Below are 15642 nucleotides of genomic sequence, written 5' to 3'. Positions count from 1 at the left end.
AAGACTCGGTGATTTTCCAAACAACATTACCCAGCGTCGATCCATCTTCCATAGAAATTCCGCGCCAACGCTTTGCATTCTGCAGAAAGTTGAAGAGTGCGAAGCGCCAGTGTTAACCCGGTCTGCAATGAATTGCACCAATAGTGCAAGGGAGTCACTCGTCCTGCCTCTGCTGGCTGGACAAGGAGCGGAAATATTTCGGCGTGCAGCCGTATTCCTCTTTGAACAGTTTATTGAAATAGGAAACGTTGGAGTAGCCGACTGAATAGGCGATTTCTGAAATCGTCGCGGAGCTTTTCTCGACCAACAGCCGGGCGGCCTGGGTCAAGCGCAATTTATTGAGGTAACTGGTAAAGGTCATCCCCAATTCTGTTTTCAAGATTTCATTGACCTTGTTACGATTAGTCCCGGTCGCGGAAACCACGCTATCCAGGTCCAGTTCGGCATCGGTGTAATCTGTGGCGATGTATCGCAGTACCGCAGCTTTTTCCTTGTCTTTATACGGCTCCAAAGTCAGTTCCCGATAGGCCATTAGCGGCAGGTCCGCCTTCATTTTGGAGTTCAGGCTTGAGGTCAGTGCGGCTGCGTGGCTGCGGAAAAACCACAGCGCAAATACCAGCCAATTCGCGAGCAGGATAATGACAAGGGCGGCTACATAGCGATAGTCACGCCCATGCAAAGTAAGTTCGCTGATATCCAGGTAAGAATCGACGTTCAGAGGGCTTTGGCTGCTGGTCCCGAACATGACCTTCGAAACCTTGTTCAAGCTATATCCCTGGTGCGACAGGTCCAGCTTGACCGAATAGAACCACCAGTCCGGAATGGCAAGGCGCGACAAGTCCAGCGAAACCGGGACACCCCGTTCATTGCAGGAGAAATAAGTCCCCGGCGTGCGGTACGTCAGAAAGTCGTCGGGCTTCGAGACATTGTCGTCGAAGGTCGAAATCCAGAGGGTCATCGAATTCGACGGTGCGCATTTCGCTAAAAAGGAAATCTCGCTGTACCTGGTCCAGTCAACATGCGCCACCCGCCCTTTGGCATCGCGCAGTATCATCCCAGCCTGGGCGAAGGGGAACTGTACAACACTGGTCACGTTGAAATCGAAGCGCAGCTGCCTGCGCTTCGGATCCGGTATCCTGGCGCTCGAAGTCCCGCCGACGGTCTGGTCGGTGTTGGTCATGTACTGCCAACCAGCACCCGGGACCTCGGCTGCCAACACGGGAATCGATAAGTAACTCTGGTTGATCAGGAAGAACGCCAGCAACGCATCGGCGATCACCAGGCCAATCAGTGCCAACAAGGCCTGTTTATAGAATTTTTGCATCATTCTCGTTGCTTAATCTGTCTCCAAATGCCAAGCCTCTTGCTGGGCCAGTGCATTGGATCATATCAGTTCAACGAGCGAAGCGGCTGCACCTCACGAGATCAGCCGCAACAGGATCGCACCATGCGGGGCCAATTTCTGGCGGATGATTCCATGCACGGCAGGCAAGTCCTGGCGCCGCCACAGGTCGCGCAAGGCAACGGTCCTATCACCCAGGTTCAGGCGCGACAAGTCAAACGCGATCTCCGTCGGCGCATCCTCAGTGTTGAACAGTGCCAGGTAATGGACTCCCTTGGCGCCTTTCGGCTGCGCGCTCCAGATGCGCGTACCAGGGTCAGCGCGATGCGGGCGGTTCTGCTGGCTCTTCTGGTTCACGGCCAGCACTTCCGGATTGGTCAGCAGGGCCAGCGTAGCGGCATCAAGGCGCCGCAGGTCGCCGCCCATGATCAATGGTGAGCGCGCGATGCTCCATAAGGTCATCAACGTCTGCTGTTCGTCCGGCGTGAACTTCGTATCGCGCGAACCCATCGCGAGACGGCCGAGCGGGAGCATGTCGGCATCGGGCCAGGAGTTTTCGCCCATGACGGGATTCCAGTTTTCCAGGCGGTCGAATTGTTCCTTCAGCAGCTTCCATTCGTCCCAGAAATCGTCGGAGATGCGCCACATCTGCGCATAGTGCGGCACATGGCTGGCCCATTTCAGGTCGGTCTCGCCGGGCGAGATGCTGAGCGTAATTGCCCGGCCCGAAGCAAGAATCGCCTTGTGGGCGGCTTCGATCTCGCGCCAGTTCTTGTCGTAGGGGCGCGCCAGGTCGTCCATCTTGACGAAGTCGACGCCCCACGAGGCGTACAGCTTGAAAATCGAGTTGTAATACTCCTGCGCACCCGGCTTGGTCATGTCGATGCCGTACATATCCCCGTTCCAGGTGCAGACCGCATTGGTGTCGGCAATATCCTGAGCGCGCAGGCTGGTGCCAAGGATCGGCGTATTCAAGCGCACTGCCTGGCGCGGGATGCCGCGCATGACGTGGATGCCGAATTTCAGCCCCATGCGATGGATCTGGTCGGCGAGGCCCTTGAATCCCCTGCCCTGCGCTGCTGAAGGGAACCGGTTCGGCGCCGGCAGCAGGCGACCGTATTCGTCCATCGCCAATTCCGCGTCCTTGCGGTATTCGTAACCTGTGGCATTCGGCTCATACCACTGGATGTCGACCGTGAAGACATCATAGCCCGACGGCAGCAGTTTCTGCGCCATGATGCGCGCATTTTCCAGCGCCTGGGCTTCGGTAATGGTGGTGGCAAAAGAGTTCCAGCTGTTCCAGCCCATCGGCGGCGTCGGCGCCAGTGCGGCGCGGCTGGCGGACTTTGTGGCAGCCGCCAGCGTTGCGCCGGGCAGCGCGACTGCGGCGGCAGTGGCCATGGAGGTAAGGAGTTGGCGTCGCGACAGCTTAGTCATAGGATTCGATTCGGTTAGAAGTTGTGGTCATCATTGGCCGAGCTTCACGGCCATCGGCTTACCTTCGTAGCGCACGCTCCTTGTCGCCTTGGCGGTGGCGATGCCTTTGCCATTGGCCTGGTCTACCAGCACCAGGTTCAGGGTGCGGCCTTTCGCCATGCCCGGGAAGCTGCCTTTACGGGCACCGATCGTCAGCGTCCGGGACTTGTCGTTCCAGCCAAGAGCGACGCGTGCGGACTGGCCCTTTTCGTAGGCATAGGTCTCGTTGTCGTCTTCGTATAAAGTGAAGCTGCCATCGGCGCCCGGGTAGATGCGGATTTCGTAAGGCGCGTCCGGCTGCTCGGTGGCGTATTGCAGCACCGGTCCCATAGGCAGGATGGCGCCGGCACGCACATACAACGGCACGATATCGAGCGGCGTGTCGCGCACCACACTCTGGCCTCCTTCATGACGCTCATTGGTCCAGAAGTCGTACCAGGCAGTGCCTTTCGGCAGGTAGGTGCGCATGCTCGCGTCGGCCGCAGGCTTGTTCTCCGCCAGGGAGCGGATAGCGCTTGGCGTGCGCCAGGCCAGGCGCAGGCTGCGGTCCGAAGTGGCCTGGTAATACTCCAGCGTCAATTTGACGCGCTGGCCCTTGCGCAGCAGCTGGCGCGTGCTGGCCAGCCGCTTGCCGCCGTTTTCCCAACGCTCAAGCACAACCGCGCCGTCGAGGGACAGGCGGTAGCCATCGTCGCCTTCCACGCCGATTTCATACTCGCCATCCTCCGGCGCCTCCAGCGTGCCGGTCCAGCGCGCGGAGAAGTCGTCCAGTTGGCTCAATCCTGCCGGAATGGTGGCCAGCGGCGGGGCCGGCCAGGAATGATCGATTACCTTGTCGATCACATAGCCTTTCGGGACCTCAAAGTTGCGCCCTTCGAAATATTGGCCCGCCAGGCCGGGCTGGCCGTCCGGTGTGCGCAGGTACTCGCTCGGGATGGTTGCCGGCGGCGGCGGCTGGATGCGGTACATCGGCCGTGTGACAGGGTGCACCAGCAACGAAGGGCCGAACATGAACGCATCGTTGATGCCATAGGTCCCCTGGTCCTGCGCAAAGTCCATCGGCAAGGCGCGCATCAGCGTGTAATGGTCGCTGGTCACCTTGGCGCTCAGGCCATAGGTGTACGGCAGGAGGCGGTAACGCAGGTTGGCGGCGTCGAGCAGGGACTTGTAGACCTCCGGATCGAGCGTCTTGAAAATATAGGGCTCGCGCTCGATGTCGGTGCCGTGCACGCGCATGATCGGATTGAACGCGCCATACTGGAACCAGCGCGCGAACAATTCGCGGTAAGCCGGGTCTTTCTCGCCGCCCGGGAAATCGCGGGCGACGAAGAAGCCGCCGGTATCCTGGGTCCAGTACGGGTTGCCGGTAATGGTGACGTTGACGCCGCCGCTCACCTGCTTGCGCAAGGTATCCCAGTTGGCGAAGATGTCGCCGGACCACGATGCGGCGGCGGTGCGCTGGGCGCCGGCCCAGGCCGAGCGGGTCAGTGTGAACACGCGCTTGTTGCTGGTGGCACGTTGGCCGTCGTATGTGCCCTGCGTCGTCAGCAGCGTATAGGGGTTCAGGTAGCGGGAAAAATCGCCCAGCGCGTTTCTGCCCAGCGCTTTGATGTCGGCTTCATTCTGAGCCGCGTCCCATGCTGCGGACCCGACCTCCACTTCGGTGCCATCCATCCACAGCGCATCCACGCCCTTGTCGAACAGGCCGAACTTCGCATGCTTGAAATAGATCTGCCGTCCCAGCGGGCTGTATGCGTCGTAGACGCGCGCTTTTTGCGAAATCCAGTGCAGCGGCTCGAAGCGCAGGCCGTGCTGGTCCAGCTCCCGGCCCAGTTCCGTGTCGTTGCCGACCGAGGGCCAGATCGAGACCATCAGCTTCAGCTTAAGCTTGTGCAGCCGGTCGGTCATACCGGCCGGGTCGGGATAGCGCACCTCATCCCAGCGCATGCCGCTCCAGCTGCCGTCCTTGTCGCTACCCCAGTACTGCCAGTCCTGCACGATGTAATCGAGCGGGAAACGCTCCTTGCGGAACGTTTCGGCCACTTCGACGAGCCGCTGCTGCGTCGGATAGCGCTCCTTGCTCATGAACAGGCCGAACGCCTGCTTCGGATACATAGGCGCCGCACCGGTCAGGCGCCGATAGTCGGCCACCACGTCGTCCATCGAACGGCCGCCCATGAAGTAATAATCAACGCCGCCAGGAGCGTTTTCGGCCCACAGCCTGGCGCCGTCCGTCCCATCGTGGAAACGCATCTTGGAATAGGTATCCCACAAAATGCCATAGCGCTCGGAAGACATCATGACGGGAATGATAACGCCCAGATTGGTCTGCACCAGCAGCAGATCCTGGTTGCGGCGGTTGACGGCGTCGCTGTCAGTGTAACCAAAGCCGAAGATCGCCTCGTCCGCCTTGAGGGTAAAGCGGTTCTCCACCTCATACGACGCAGCGCCCGCTAACTGGACCGGCTTGACCGACTGCGGCTGCTCCGACTCCCGTGTGTACAGGCGGCCGGCGCCGTCCATGAAAGTCAGGGCGCCCGTCTTGCGGTCGACCGCGATGCACAGGCGGGCGCTCTTGATGGTCAGCGTGTCCGCCCCCTCTTCCAGCGTGAAGGGCACGGAAGCCGGCTTGGCCACCACAACGATGCTCGGACTGGTCCAGTGATTCTCACCCAGGTTGGCATTGACGCGGGCCGTCTCGGGCCCGTAAAAGATCACGTTCTTCGTGATGCCACCGATGCGGAACTGTACGCCGTGCTCCAGGCGCACGTAACTGAATCCTTCGTGGGCGGCGGCAGATACAGCCAGCAGGTGGCCGTTCTCGTCCAGTCCACTGGCGGCCGGGGCGGCTGCGACGGCCGGCGCGGTCCAAACGAACGCCAGCGCGAGGGAGGCGGCCAAGATGGTCTTCGTCAGATGGCTCATGATGCCGCCCGGTCAGCGAAACACTGCGACAAAACCGCCGCGCGGCTTCAGCGTCACGCGCACCTTGCCGGAGGCGAGCTCCTTCTGGCTGAAGTCGCGCTGCCCCGCCCCATCGGTGATCATCGCGCCCTTTCGGTTGCCGATGAAGGACAGGTCAAGCTCGACCGAGCGTTCGCCTTGGTCGGCATTGATGCCCGCCACATACCAGCTGTTGCCGGCCTTGCGCGCTACGACAACATGCGAACCCGGATAGCCCGCCAGGAAACGGCTGTCGTCCCAGCGGCGCGGCAAATCGCGCAGGAAGCCGCGGACGTATTCAGGCACCGTCGCCATCCCCTCCGGGATTTCGGCGAAGTGCTGGATACCCGACAGGAACAACACCGATTCGGCCAACTCAAAGCCATTGCGGGTGATGCGTTTGATCTGCGGGATGTCCCCGAATACCATCGGCGTGAAATCCATCGGGTCGAACAGGTTGCGGATCATGGCGGCGTTCACCGCATGCCCCGGCACGGCATCGTGGTCCTTCTGATCGAACGTGGTGAACTCGAGGCCGCGGATGGCCTCGGCCGTCATCAGGTTCGGGTAGGTCCGTTCCAGGCCGCGCGGCAGCGTGGCGCCATGGAAGTTCACCAGCAGGCCTGCATCGGCAGCGTCATTCAGGATGCCGACATAGTACTGGATCATCGAAACGCCGTCGCCGCCGAAGAAGTCGACCTTGACGCCCTTGATCCCCATCTTGTGCAGACGCGCAAATTCCTTCACGCGCGCATCGTGCGTCAGCAGCTTGCTGCGCGGCGTCTGCGGCGCGGTATTCCAGTCGCCGGCGGAGTTGTACCAAGCCAGCAGGCCGATGCCTTTGGCGGCGGCATATCCGGCCAGTTCAGCCATCTTGTCGTAGCCGATCTGCTTGTCCCATTCGGCATCGACCAGCGTGTAATCCCATTTCATGTCCGCCGCATAGTCGACGAACTTCTTCTGCACATCGAATACCGTAGCCCCGTCCTTGAGCAGCGGCCAGCTCCAGGAGGCATGGCCGGGCTGCACCAGCTTGGCGTCGAACTTGATGGCGGGAGCCGCCAGGTCGGTGCCGAGGGTGGAGTTCATCACCGTGTCGAGCGCTCCTACGGCGACTACGCGCCATGGCGTCGCCAGGGTGCCCTTGGTTTCCGCGAGAAGCTTACCGTTCGTGAAAACCTCCTTCGCAGTCGGCCCATCGATGCGATACAAGCCGCCCGGCGAGTCGGTCGCCAGGCGCGAGGCGTGGAAGCCGCCATCCATATTCGCTTCCGTCAGCGCCACCCAGGTGTCACCGCTGCGGAACAAGGCCGGGAACACCCAGCCCGATTTCAGTGGCGACGGCTGCCCGACCGGAATATCGACCTGGTAATGCTCTTCGTAGGACGGGTTGGTTTTTCCCCAGCCGCTCTTGGCCACCGCGATCGGCTGCAGGAAGGCGCGCGCCTTCGGATCGAAGGCAAAACCGGTGGCCTCGCCGACAAAGCGCTTCACCGGGATTGCCGAATCGGCGACGACATAGCGGAATGCCACGCCATCGTCCGACACGCGGAACGTCACATCCATCTTCTTGCCGGCGGCGTTGACCAGCGAGTACACCTGTTCATTGGCGCGGTACTGGATATCGCGCCGCTTGCCGACCGCCATCGAATACTGGTCGGACACCTGCCTGACCGTGGAAGTCTCCACCAGTTTCAAACCTTGCGTGAAATCCGCGCCTGCCAGCTTCAGGCCGAGCGGGGAAGGCAAGAGCACTGCCTGGCCATTGCGCTTGATGCTGTACGAAAGGGTCTTGTCGGGCTTGACGACGACCGATACATCCAGTTGTTTGCTCGGGCTCTCCAGCGCCAGCGCCGCACCGCTGGCCACGGTCAAAACCAATAACACGCTCATTGTCTTCATTTTCATCATCGTCTTCATTAATTGACATCCATTTCAAAACCGTCGGCGGGCAAATCGTCCGCGCTGAACAGGTTGATAAACGGCGCATCGGCCCAGGCATAGCGCACTTTGCTTGCGCCCGCTGTCGCAGCGCCCTTCAGCCGAACCGCATCGCCTTCCACCACTGCCGGGGCGAACTTGCAGGCATCTTTTTCACATACTTCGAATCCAATCGCAACGTCCGACGAATAGGTGCGCAGGCCGCCGTTGGTATTGGCAAACCGGACCAGGATATCGTTCCCGCTGCGGCTTGCCGACATTGCTTCCGGCCCGCCGGGCGTGATCTTTTCGCCGTACACCACCGCACGGGCCGCGCGCGCCAGGCGTGTGCCGACAATGGATTTTTGCGCGGGATGGATATCGGAACGGTCGCCGAAGTCGAATGTCACTGCCAATCCGGCGTGCGCATCGTTGCGCACCACTAGCGATTGAGCCTGGCGCAGCTCCGCCCACGACGAATAACCGGGCTTGGTCGCCACCGATCCAAAGGACGTCAACTGCGCGACCATGAACGGCAGCTCAGGCTGGGCAAAGGTCTTGCGCCAATCCTCGAACAGGAGCGGCAGCAAAGTACGGTATTCATCCGCCGCACCGGCGTTTGCTTCGCCCTGGTACCACGCCACCAGCTTGAACTTGTACCCTCGCAGCGGAGCGATCATGCCGTTGTACAGCGTGGTCAGGCTGGTCGGAGGCTCCCACGGGGTCGGCGGTTGGCTGGCGTTCACGTGGGAACCGATCTGGTACTTCCAGCGCGATGGCAATACGATTCTTGTGCCGTCGTCCGCACGCAAGGCGCGCTGGTCGGCCGGACTCACCATACCACCGCCGTTATCGTCGTCCAGGACGCGCACGGCGACGACGTTTTTCCCGGCCTTGAGCACGCCCTTCGGCAGCGCATAGTCGCGTCCCGACCACCAGTTGGTATTGGCGCCGACCCACACCCCGTTGACCCAGGTCGAGTCGGCGGTGGCGATCTGGCCGAGCTGCAAATGCGTCGCGCCAGCGGCCTGCTGCGCGGTCAATTCCACCGTCGTCCGGAACCAGGCGACGCCGCGATGCTTCCTGACCGCTTCGATGCCGGATTCGCTCCAGCGCTGTCCCAGCTCCATGCTCGGCCAGCCACGGTCGTCGAATTTCGGGCTGGCCCAGGCATGCTGCGCACGGGCCTTGGGATCCACGCCGGCCCACCATGCTTCCTGCCGTTCTTCCTCGGCCCGCATGCCCGCCGCCACATCGCTTGCGTATTTATTGACCACGTCGAGCGCCCGGCCATAGCTGGGGAGCTTGCGCATCGATTCACCGCTGATCCAGCTCTGGATCGAACTGCCGCCCCAGCTGGCGTTGATGAAACCTACCGGGATGTTGTACTGGCGATGCAAGCTGCGGGCCATGTAATAGCACACCGCGGAGGCCTGCCCGGTACTCTGCGGGCCCGCCACCTGCCATTGCGGAGCGGTCTTGAATTCTTCATGAAGCTGGGCGGAACTGTCACGGGGAATATTGGCAAAGCGGATGTTCGGGTTGGCGGAGAATGCCACGTCCATCGGCGCATTGGTCGCGTTGGCCATCGCCAGTTCCATATTCGATTGCCCGCCGCAGAGGAAGACATCGCCCACCAGGACGTCATGCAAGGTGGTCGTGCCGCCGTCCGTACTGGCGCTCAGCACGTGGGGGCCGCCTGCCGGCATGCCCGGCAGCTGCGCCCGCCATTTCCCGGCGCTGTCGGCGGTGGCCTGCACAGTTTCGCTGCCCAGCTTAACGTTGACCACAGTTGCTGCCTGTGCCCTTCCCCATACCTCAATTGGCCGGTCGCGCTGCAGTACCGCATGATCGCCGAAAATCGCGGCGAAAGTGGGAGCCGGTGTGGCCGCTGCGGACGGCATGCTTGCGGCAATCGCAAATGCACCCAGCCCGCCGAACAGTGCGCGCTTGAATCCTAGGCGGTTGTACTTCTTTGTTGGCGATATCATTCTTTGCGTCTCTGGACAAAGTGGATCGTTCCATTGTGCGAGTAGCTACAGAGGGGTGGCAATTGCGAAAGTTATCAAGCGGACCAACGATATTTCGCACTCTCGCCCAAAAAGCCCTGCTATCGCTTGCCCGGGCAGCAGATTGTCCCTACTCTTTCCCCGTCAATAGAAATTCACAGAATCCGGAGAACAATCCAATGCCGAATCGCCGCACCACGCTGCTCGCCTTTGCCGCCCCACTGCTTGGCTTGATGCCCATCCCGGCAGTCCACGCCGAAGAATTTCCCGTCCAGCTAAGTACCGTATCCGGGCCATTCCGGGCCGATGCCGCATCACTTAAGGCTTACCAGACCCCCGATTGGTTCCGTGATGCGAAGTTCGGCATCTGGTCGCACTGGGGGCCGCAATCGGTACCGCGCGCCGGCGACTGGTATGCGCGCAATATGTACATCTACGGCACCGACCAATACAAACACCATCTTGAACACTATGGCCACCCATCCAAGTCGGGCTACAAGGACATCATTCCGCTCTGGAAAGCGGAGAAGTTCGACCCGAATGCATTGATGGCCTTGTACAAAAAGGCCGGCGCACGCTACTTCGTCAGCATGGGCGTCCACCACGACAATTTCGACCTGTGGGACTCGCGCTACCACGAATGGAACGCCGTCAAGATGGGCCCGAAACGCGACATCGTCGGCGACTGGAAAAAGGCCGCCCTCAAGGCCGGCCTGCGCTTTGGCGTTTCCGAACACCTTGGCGCCAGCTACGCCTGGTGGGCGCCCAACCATGGCTACGACCAGATCTGGCCCATGTTTGGGGTACCGTATGACGGCGCCGATCCGAAATATGCGGCGCTGTATCACCGCCCGACCGGCCAGCCCTACCGCGATTCCAGCACCTGGTACACCAGCGATGCGCGCTTCCACCAGGAGTGGTTCAACCGCATCACCGACCTGGTGACGCGCTATCAACCCGACCTGCTCTATTCCGACGGCGGCATTCCTTTCGATAAGGTGGGCCGCACCCTGTTGGCCAACTTCTACAACGCCAGCATCGCCAACCACGGCGGCAAACTGGAGGCGGTCTACAACCACAAGGACATCGGCTCCGGTGAATTCATCCGCGAGGCCGGCGTGCAGGATATGGAACGTGGCGTGATGGGCGGTATCAATCCCCTGCCGTGGCAAACCGACACCTCGATCGGCGACTGGTTCTACAGCGAAGGCTACAAATACAAGAGCACCAGCGAAGTGGTGCATATGCTGGCCGATATCGTCAGCAAGAACGGCAACCTGCTGCTGAACGTGGTGCAGTACCCGGACGGCAGTTTGCCGCCGGAGCCGATGCGCTTCCTGCAGGAGATGGCCGAATGGATGGCGGTCAACGGCGACGCGATCTACGGGACGCGCCCCTGGAAGGTGTTTGGCGAGGGACCGACCAAGGCCTTGTCCGGCCACTTCAACGAGAACGCCGCCTACACGCCGCAAGACATTCGCTTTACCACCAAAGACGGAGCGCTCTATGCCATCACCCTTGGCACGCCGGCTGCCGCGGTGCGCATCCAATCACTGGGCCGGAAAGCAGGGTTGGAGTCCCGCCCGGTGAAGTCCGTCACGCTGCTGGGCAGCACGCAGCCGATGCGCTGGGAGCAGTCCGATGAGGTGCTGACGATCCAGGTGCCGGCCACGCTGCCGACTGGCATGGCATCGAGCTTCCGGATCAGCTTCTAAGATCACGCCCCTTGGGCCGTAGCCGGGGTGTATTATTGGCCCAAATCAACACCGGACCACCGAATGGCGCGCGATAACATCAGCGATATCCTTGTTTTCCTTGCTGTTGCCAGGGAGCGAAGCTTCACCCGAGCCGCAGCGAAGCTTGGCATGACGCAGTCGGCGCTTAGCCACATCATCCGCTCCCTGGAAAGCCGGCTTGGCGTGCGCCTGCTGACGCGCACTACACGCAGTGTTTCGCCGACTGAAGCCGGCGAGCGGTTACTGCAAAATGTGGCGCCCCGTCTGGAAGAAATTGAGGCAGAAATTACGGCCATCAGCGACCTTGGCGACAAGCCGTCCGGCACGGTGCGCATCACCGCTATCGACCACACCGTCAATACCGTGCTATGGCCGCGCATCGCGCCATTGCTCCTGCAGTACCCGGACCTGAATGTCGAAATCAATTCGGAATACCGCCTGATCGATATCGCTGCGGAGCGCTACGATATTGGAGTACGCCATGGCGACCAGGTGGAAAAGGATATGGTTGCAGTGCGCCTGACGGCGGATGTGCCAATGCTGATCGTCGGCTCGCCGGCTTATTTCAGGCAACACCCTGCCCCAGGCTCGCTACAGGAACTGATGCGCCACAACTGCATCTGCCTGCGGCTGCCTAGCAGCGGAGGGATCTATGCCTGGGAGCTGTTGGACCAGGGTCGTCCGATTGAAGCGCGGCTGCGCGGCCAAGCCCTGTTCACCAGTGTCTATCCGATGCTCGATGCAGCACTGGCCGGTTGCGGCATCGCCTTCCTGCCGGAGAACATGGTTCGCGGGCACCTGGACGCGGGCCACCTGGTCAGCGTCATGCAGGAGTGGTGCCCTTCCTTCCCAGGTCTGCATGCGTTCTACCCAAGCCGGCGCAATTCTTCACGCGCACTGGCGCTGGTGATCGAGGCGATCAGGTTCAAGGGCTGATGGCAGTGCGGCTGGCCCGCGCCGCCAGCCAGGCCGTGACAGCGGCTGCTACCAGCAAGGCACCACTCATATAGAAGGTAGCCCAATAGCCGTGGGCATCGAACACCAGACCGCCAACCGTGGCGCCCAGCATGATCGCCAACTGGACAACGGCCACGATCAGCCCGCCGCCTGCTTCGGCATCGCTCGGCAAAGTGCGCGCCAGCCAGGTCCACCAGCCGACCGGTGCCGAGGTGCCGAACAGGCCCCAGGCCGCCAGCAACAGCATCACCGCTTCCCGGCTACTGCCGAATGTAACCAGAGCAACGGCGATCGCCGCCATCACCAGCGGAATCACAACCAGCGTGCGATACAGCCTATCCCCGAGGAACCTGCCAATCAGGCTAGTGCCAGCAAAACCCGCTACACCCATCAACAGCAGCATCAGCGACAGGCCAGATACACTGAGTTGCGTTGCGCTCTCCAGGAATGGGCGCAAGTAAGTGAACAAGGCAAACTGCCCCATAAAGAACAGGCTTACCGCAAGCATTCCCCAGGCCACCACCGGCCGTGCCAGCAAACGGAACACCTTGCCGCTGCCCTGCTCCGCCTCGCTGCGCATGGCAGGCAGGCTGGCGAACTTCCATGCGAAGGCCAGCGCCGCGACAGGCACCACGCAAAAGAAAGCGCCACGCCAGCCGATGCTCGCGCCGAGAAAACTGCCCAGCGGCGCGGCGATGACGGTGGCCAGCGCATTGCCGCCATTGACGATGGCCAGCGCGCGCGGCACCTGCGGCTCGGGAACCAGGCGCATTGCAGTCGCCGCCGAGAGCGACCAGAAGCCGCCGATGGCAACGCCGATCAGAGCCCGACCCGACATGAAGACCAGGTAATTCGGTGCGAACGCCACCACCGATCCCGAAACCATCATCAGCACCGTCATGGACAGCAGCAGTAGCTTGCGGTCCAGCCGCCCCGCCAGCGAACCAATGAACAGGCTGGCCAGCAGGGCGAAAGCGCCGGAGATCGAGATTGCCTGCCCGGCCTGACCCTCGGTGATATGCAGGTCGGCGGCGATAGGCGTCAACAAACTGACCGGCATGAATTCGGATGCCACCAGCACGAAAGCACCGAGCGCCATCGCCAGCACCGCGCCCCACGCCTCCCGCGCCGGCGCTCGGGCATTTGCCGTCATCGTAACCGGGTTCATTTCGCCAGCGTCGCGTTGTCGATCACGAAGCGGTACTTGACGTCCCCCTTGAGCATGCGTTCGTAGGCGGCGTTGATTTCTTCAGCACGGATCAACTCGATATCGGCCACGATGCCGTGTTCGGCACAGAAATCCAGCATCTCCTGTGTCTCGGGAATACCACCGATCATCGAACCGGCGATGGCGCGGCGCTTCATGATCTGGTTGAAGACATTGGGTGACGGATGCGGCGTCGCAGGCGCGCCGACCAGCGTCATAGTCCCATCACGCTTCAGGAGAACCAGGAAAGCATCGAGGTCATGCGGGGCCGCTACCGTATTGAGGATGAAGTCCAGGCTCTGGGCATAGGATGCCATTTCCGCCGGATTGTGCGATATGACGACTTCGTTGGCGCCGAGGGCCAGTGCATCCTGGCGCTTCGATTCCGAAGTGGTGAACGCCACCACATGCGCCCCCATGGCACGCGCCAGCTTGATGCCCATGTGGCCCAGGCCGCCGATGCCGACCACGCCTACCTTCTTGCCTGGGCCGGCACTCCAGTGCCGCAATGGCGAATAAGTTGTGATGCCGGCGCAAAGCAATGGCGCCACCGCTGCCAGGTCCTGCTCCGGATGGCGGATGCGCAGCACATAGCGCTCGTGCACCACAACCTGTTGCGAGTAACCGCCCATGGTCCAACCTGGAAGATCCGCGGTCGGGCCGTTGTAAGTACCGACCATATTGTCGCAATAATTCTCAAGGCCTTCATCGCAGTCCTGGCAGTGCTTGCAGCTGTCCACCATGCAGCCCACGCCAACCAGGTCGCCAACTGTGTGACTGCTCACATGGGCGCCGACCGCGGCTACGCGGCCAACGATTTCATGGCCTGGAACACAAGGGAACTGCGTGCCTGCCCATTCCGCACGCACGGTATGCAGGTCGGAATGGCAAACGCCACAGAAGGCGATATCGATCAGCACATCGTGTGCGCCCGGCTCGCGGCGGGTGATATCCATGGAGACGAGGGGTTGGTCGCCAGCGTGGGCGCCATATGCTTTGACCGTCATGGCAAGCTTCCTTTAAAAACTTAAAGGCCGCATCATAAAGAGAAAAGCACGGCTAAAACGCTGTGGTATTTGCATGGCCTTATCAATCCGGCTCATGAATGAATCCGGCTGCGATGTTATGCTAGCCGCATGAAAACCCTGGCTGACGCTATCGCACAATGGACTGTGGACCAGGAAGACTACCAGTCCCCCATTGCCAATCTGTACCTGTACCGGCGCAATGCGCCGACCACGCCGCACGTCTGCCTGATTGAGCCCAGCATCGTCATGGTCGCCCAAGGCGCCAAGCAATTGGTCATCGGCGAGCAAAACTACCGCTATGACGCGCAGCGCTTCATGGTGACTGCGCTCAACCTCCCCGGCAGCTCGCAGGTGCTGGAAGCAAGCCCCGGGCAGCCTTGCCTCGGCCTGGTCTACAAGCTTGACCTGCGCACCATCGCCGAACTGTCGACGCACAGCAAGCTACCGGCGCCGGCCGACAGTTCCAGCCAGGGCCTGGCGGCTATCGGCAGCCTGACGCCCGCTCTGGCGGATCCATTCCGGCGCCTGATCGCACTGCTGGACGAACCGGAATCCCTGCCCGTGCTGGCGCCGTTAATTGAACGTGAAATCCACTACCGACTGCTGCTCAGCGACCAGTCCGCACGCCTGCGCCAGATCGCTTCCACCGGCAGCCAGAGCTTCCGCATCGCACGTGCGCTCGACTGGCTGCGCCTGCACTACGCGCAGCCCTTACGCGTCGACGACCTGGCGGCTCACGTCAAAATGAGCGCATCCAACCTGCACCTGCATTTCCGCCAGCTGACGGCGATGAGCCCCTTGCAGTACCAAAAATGGCTGCGCCTGAATGAGGCGCGCCGCCTGATGCTGAACGAGCAGCTGGACGCCGCCAGTGCAGCATTCAAGGTCGGCTATGAGAGCCCATCGCAGTTCAGCCGCGAATACAGCCGCCTGTTCGGTGCACCGCCCAAGCGCGATATCGAGACCATGCGGCGCGAAGCCGCCGCAGCCTGATACGCCAAAGAGGATCAGGCAAGAAATCGGT

10 protein-coding genes are annotated in these 15642 nt (G+C 61.5%); 3 read left to right on the top strand and 7 right to left on the bottom strand.

Annotation, left to right across the window (positions count from 1 at the left end):
• Positions 1-154: 154 nt before the first annotated feature.
• The 5 genes from AC1RTP_RS24020 to AC1RTP_RS24000 all read right to left on the bottom strand — a co-directional run bounded on the left by AC1RTP_RS24020 (position 155) and on the right by AC1RTP_RS24000 (position 9672).
• Positions 155-1327 (bottom strand): helix-turn-helix domain-containing protein, encoded by a 1173-nt coding sequence (locus tag AC1RTP_RS24020; RefSeq protein WP_498611161.1) that lies wholly within the window; start codon positions 1325-1327, stop codon positions 155-157.
• Positions 1328-1417: 90 nt separating this feature from the next.
• Entirely contained in the window at positions 1418-2779 is a 1362-nt protein-coding gene (locus tag AC1RTP_RS24015; protein ID WP_498611160.1) for a glycoside hydrolase family 27 protein, read from the bottom strand.
• Positions 2780-2809: 30 nt separating this feature from the next.
• A complete protein-coding gene (locus AC1RTP_RS24010; RefSeq protein ID WP_498611159.1) occupies positions 2810-5743 on the bottom strand; it encodes a TIM-barrel domain-containing protein in 2934 nt (977 codons plus the stop codon).
• A gap of 12 nt (positions 5744-5755) precedes the next feature.
• On the bottom strand, positions 5756-7654 hold the full coding sequence (locus tag AC1RTP_RS24005; protein WP_498611158.1) for a glycoside hydrolase family 97 protein: 1899 nt from the start codon (positions 7652-7654) through the stop codon (positions 5756-5758).
• 26 nt (positions 7655-7680) lie between these two features.
• A complete protein-coding gene (locus AC1RTP_RS24000) occupies positions 7681-9672 on the bottom strand; it encodes a sialate O-acetylesterase (protein ID WP_498611157.1) in 1992 nt (663 codons plus the stop codon).
• Between the two features lie 197 nt (positions 9673-9869).
• Between AC1RTP_RS24000 and AC1RTP_RS23995 the strand changes: the two genes are divergently transcribed.
• Both AC1RTP_RS23995 and AC1RTP_RS23990 read left to right on the top strand, forming a co-directional pair.
• Positions 9870-11405: an alpha-L-fucosidase gene (locus tag AC1RTP_RS23995; protein WP_498611156.1), complete on the top strand. Its 1536-nt coding sequence runs from the start codon at positions 9870-9872 to the stop codon at positions 11403-11405.
• 63 nt (positions 11406-11468) lie between these two features.
• A complete protein-coding gene (locus tag AC1RTP_RS23990) occupies positions 11469-12362 on the top strand; it encodes a LysR family transcriptional regulator (RefSeq protein ID WP_498611155.1) in 894 nt (297 codons plus the stop codon).
• On the opposite strand, the gene AC1RTP_RS23985 is transcribed toward AC1RTP_RS23990, so the two are convergent.
• Both AC1RTP_RS23985 and AC1RTP_RS23980 read right to left on the bottom strand, forming a co-directional pair.
• On the bottom strand, positions 12352-13551 hold the full coding sequence (locus tag AC1RTP_RS23985) for an MFS transporter (protein WP_498611154.1): 1200 nt from the start codon (positions 13549-13551) through the stop codon (positions 12352-12354). The genes AC1RTP_RS23990 and AC1RTP_RS23985 overlap by 11 nt on opposite strands.
• Positions 13548-14597 (bottom strand): NAD(P)-dependent alcohol dehydrogenase, encoded by a 1050-nt coding sequence (locus AC1RTP_RS23980; protein WP_498611153.1) that lies wholly within the window; start codon positions 14595-14597, stop codon positions 13548-13550. Before AC1RTP_RS23980 ends, AC1RTP_RS23985 begins: the two co-directional genes overlap by 4 nt.
• Positions 14598-14726: 129 nt before the next feature.
• On the opposite strand from AC1RTP_RS23980, the gene AC1RTP_RS23975 reads away from it, so the two are divergent.
• Positions 14727-15611 (top strand): AraC family transcriptional regulator, encoded by an 885-nt coding sequence (locus AC1RTP_RS23975; RefSeq protein ID WP_498611152.1) that lies wholly within the window; start codon positions 14727-14729, stop codon positions 15609-15611.
• Positions 15612-15642 lie beyond the last annotated feature (31 nt).

This window comes from Pseudoduganella sp. GW821-FHT11H04 (assembly GCF_058807935.1).
This window is presented reverse-complemented; position numbering and strand designations above follow the sequence as displayed.

Coding starts and splice junctions, on each gene's coding strand:
- AC1RTP_RS24000 (WP_498611157.1), bottom strand. CDS start 9,672: ATGATATCGCCAACAAAGAAGTACAACCGCCTAGGATTCAAGCGCGCA.
- AC1RTP_RS24005 (WP_498611158.1), bottom strand. CDS start 7,654: ATGAGCGTGTTATTGGTTTTGACCGTGGCCAGCGGTGCGGCGCTGGCG.
- AC1RTP_RS23980 (WP_498611153.1), bottom strand. CDS start 14,597: ATGACGGTCAAAGCATATGGCGCCCACGCTGGCGACCAACCCCTCGTC.
- AC1RTP_RS23975 (WP_498611152.1), top strand. CDS start 14,727: ATGAAAACCCTGGCTGACGCTATCGCACAATGGACTGTGGACCAGGAA.
- AC1RTP_RS23995 (WP_498611156.1), top strand. CDS start 9,870: ATGCCGAATCGCCGCACCACGCTGCTCGCCTTTGCCGCCCCACTGCTT.
- AC1RTP_RS23990 (WP_498611155.1), top strand. CDS start 11,469: ATGGCGCGCGATAACATCAGCGATATCCTTGTTTTCCTTGCTGTTGCC.
- AC1RTP_RS24010 (WP_498611159.1), bottom strand. CDS start 5,743: ATGAGCCATCTGACGAAGACCATCTTGGCCGCCTCCCTCGCGCTGGCG.
- AC1RTP_RS23985 (WP_498611154.1), bottom strand. CDS start 13,551: ATGAACCCGGTTACGATGACGGCAAATGCCCGAGCGCCGGCGCGGGAG.
- AC1RTP_RS24020 (WP_498611161.1), bottom strand. CDS start 1,327: ATGATGCAAAAATTCTATAAACAGGCCTTGTTGGCACTGATTGGCCTG.
- AC1RTP_RS24015 (WP_498611160.1), bottom strand. CDS start 2,779: ATGACTAAGCTGTCGCGACGCCAACTCCTTACCTCCATGGCCACTGCC.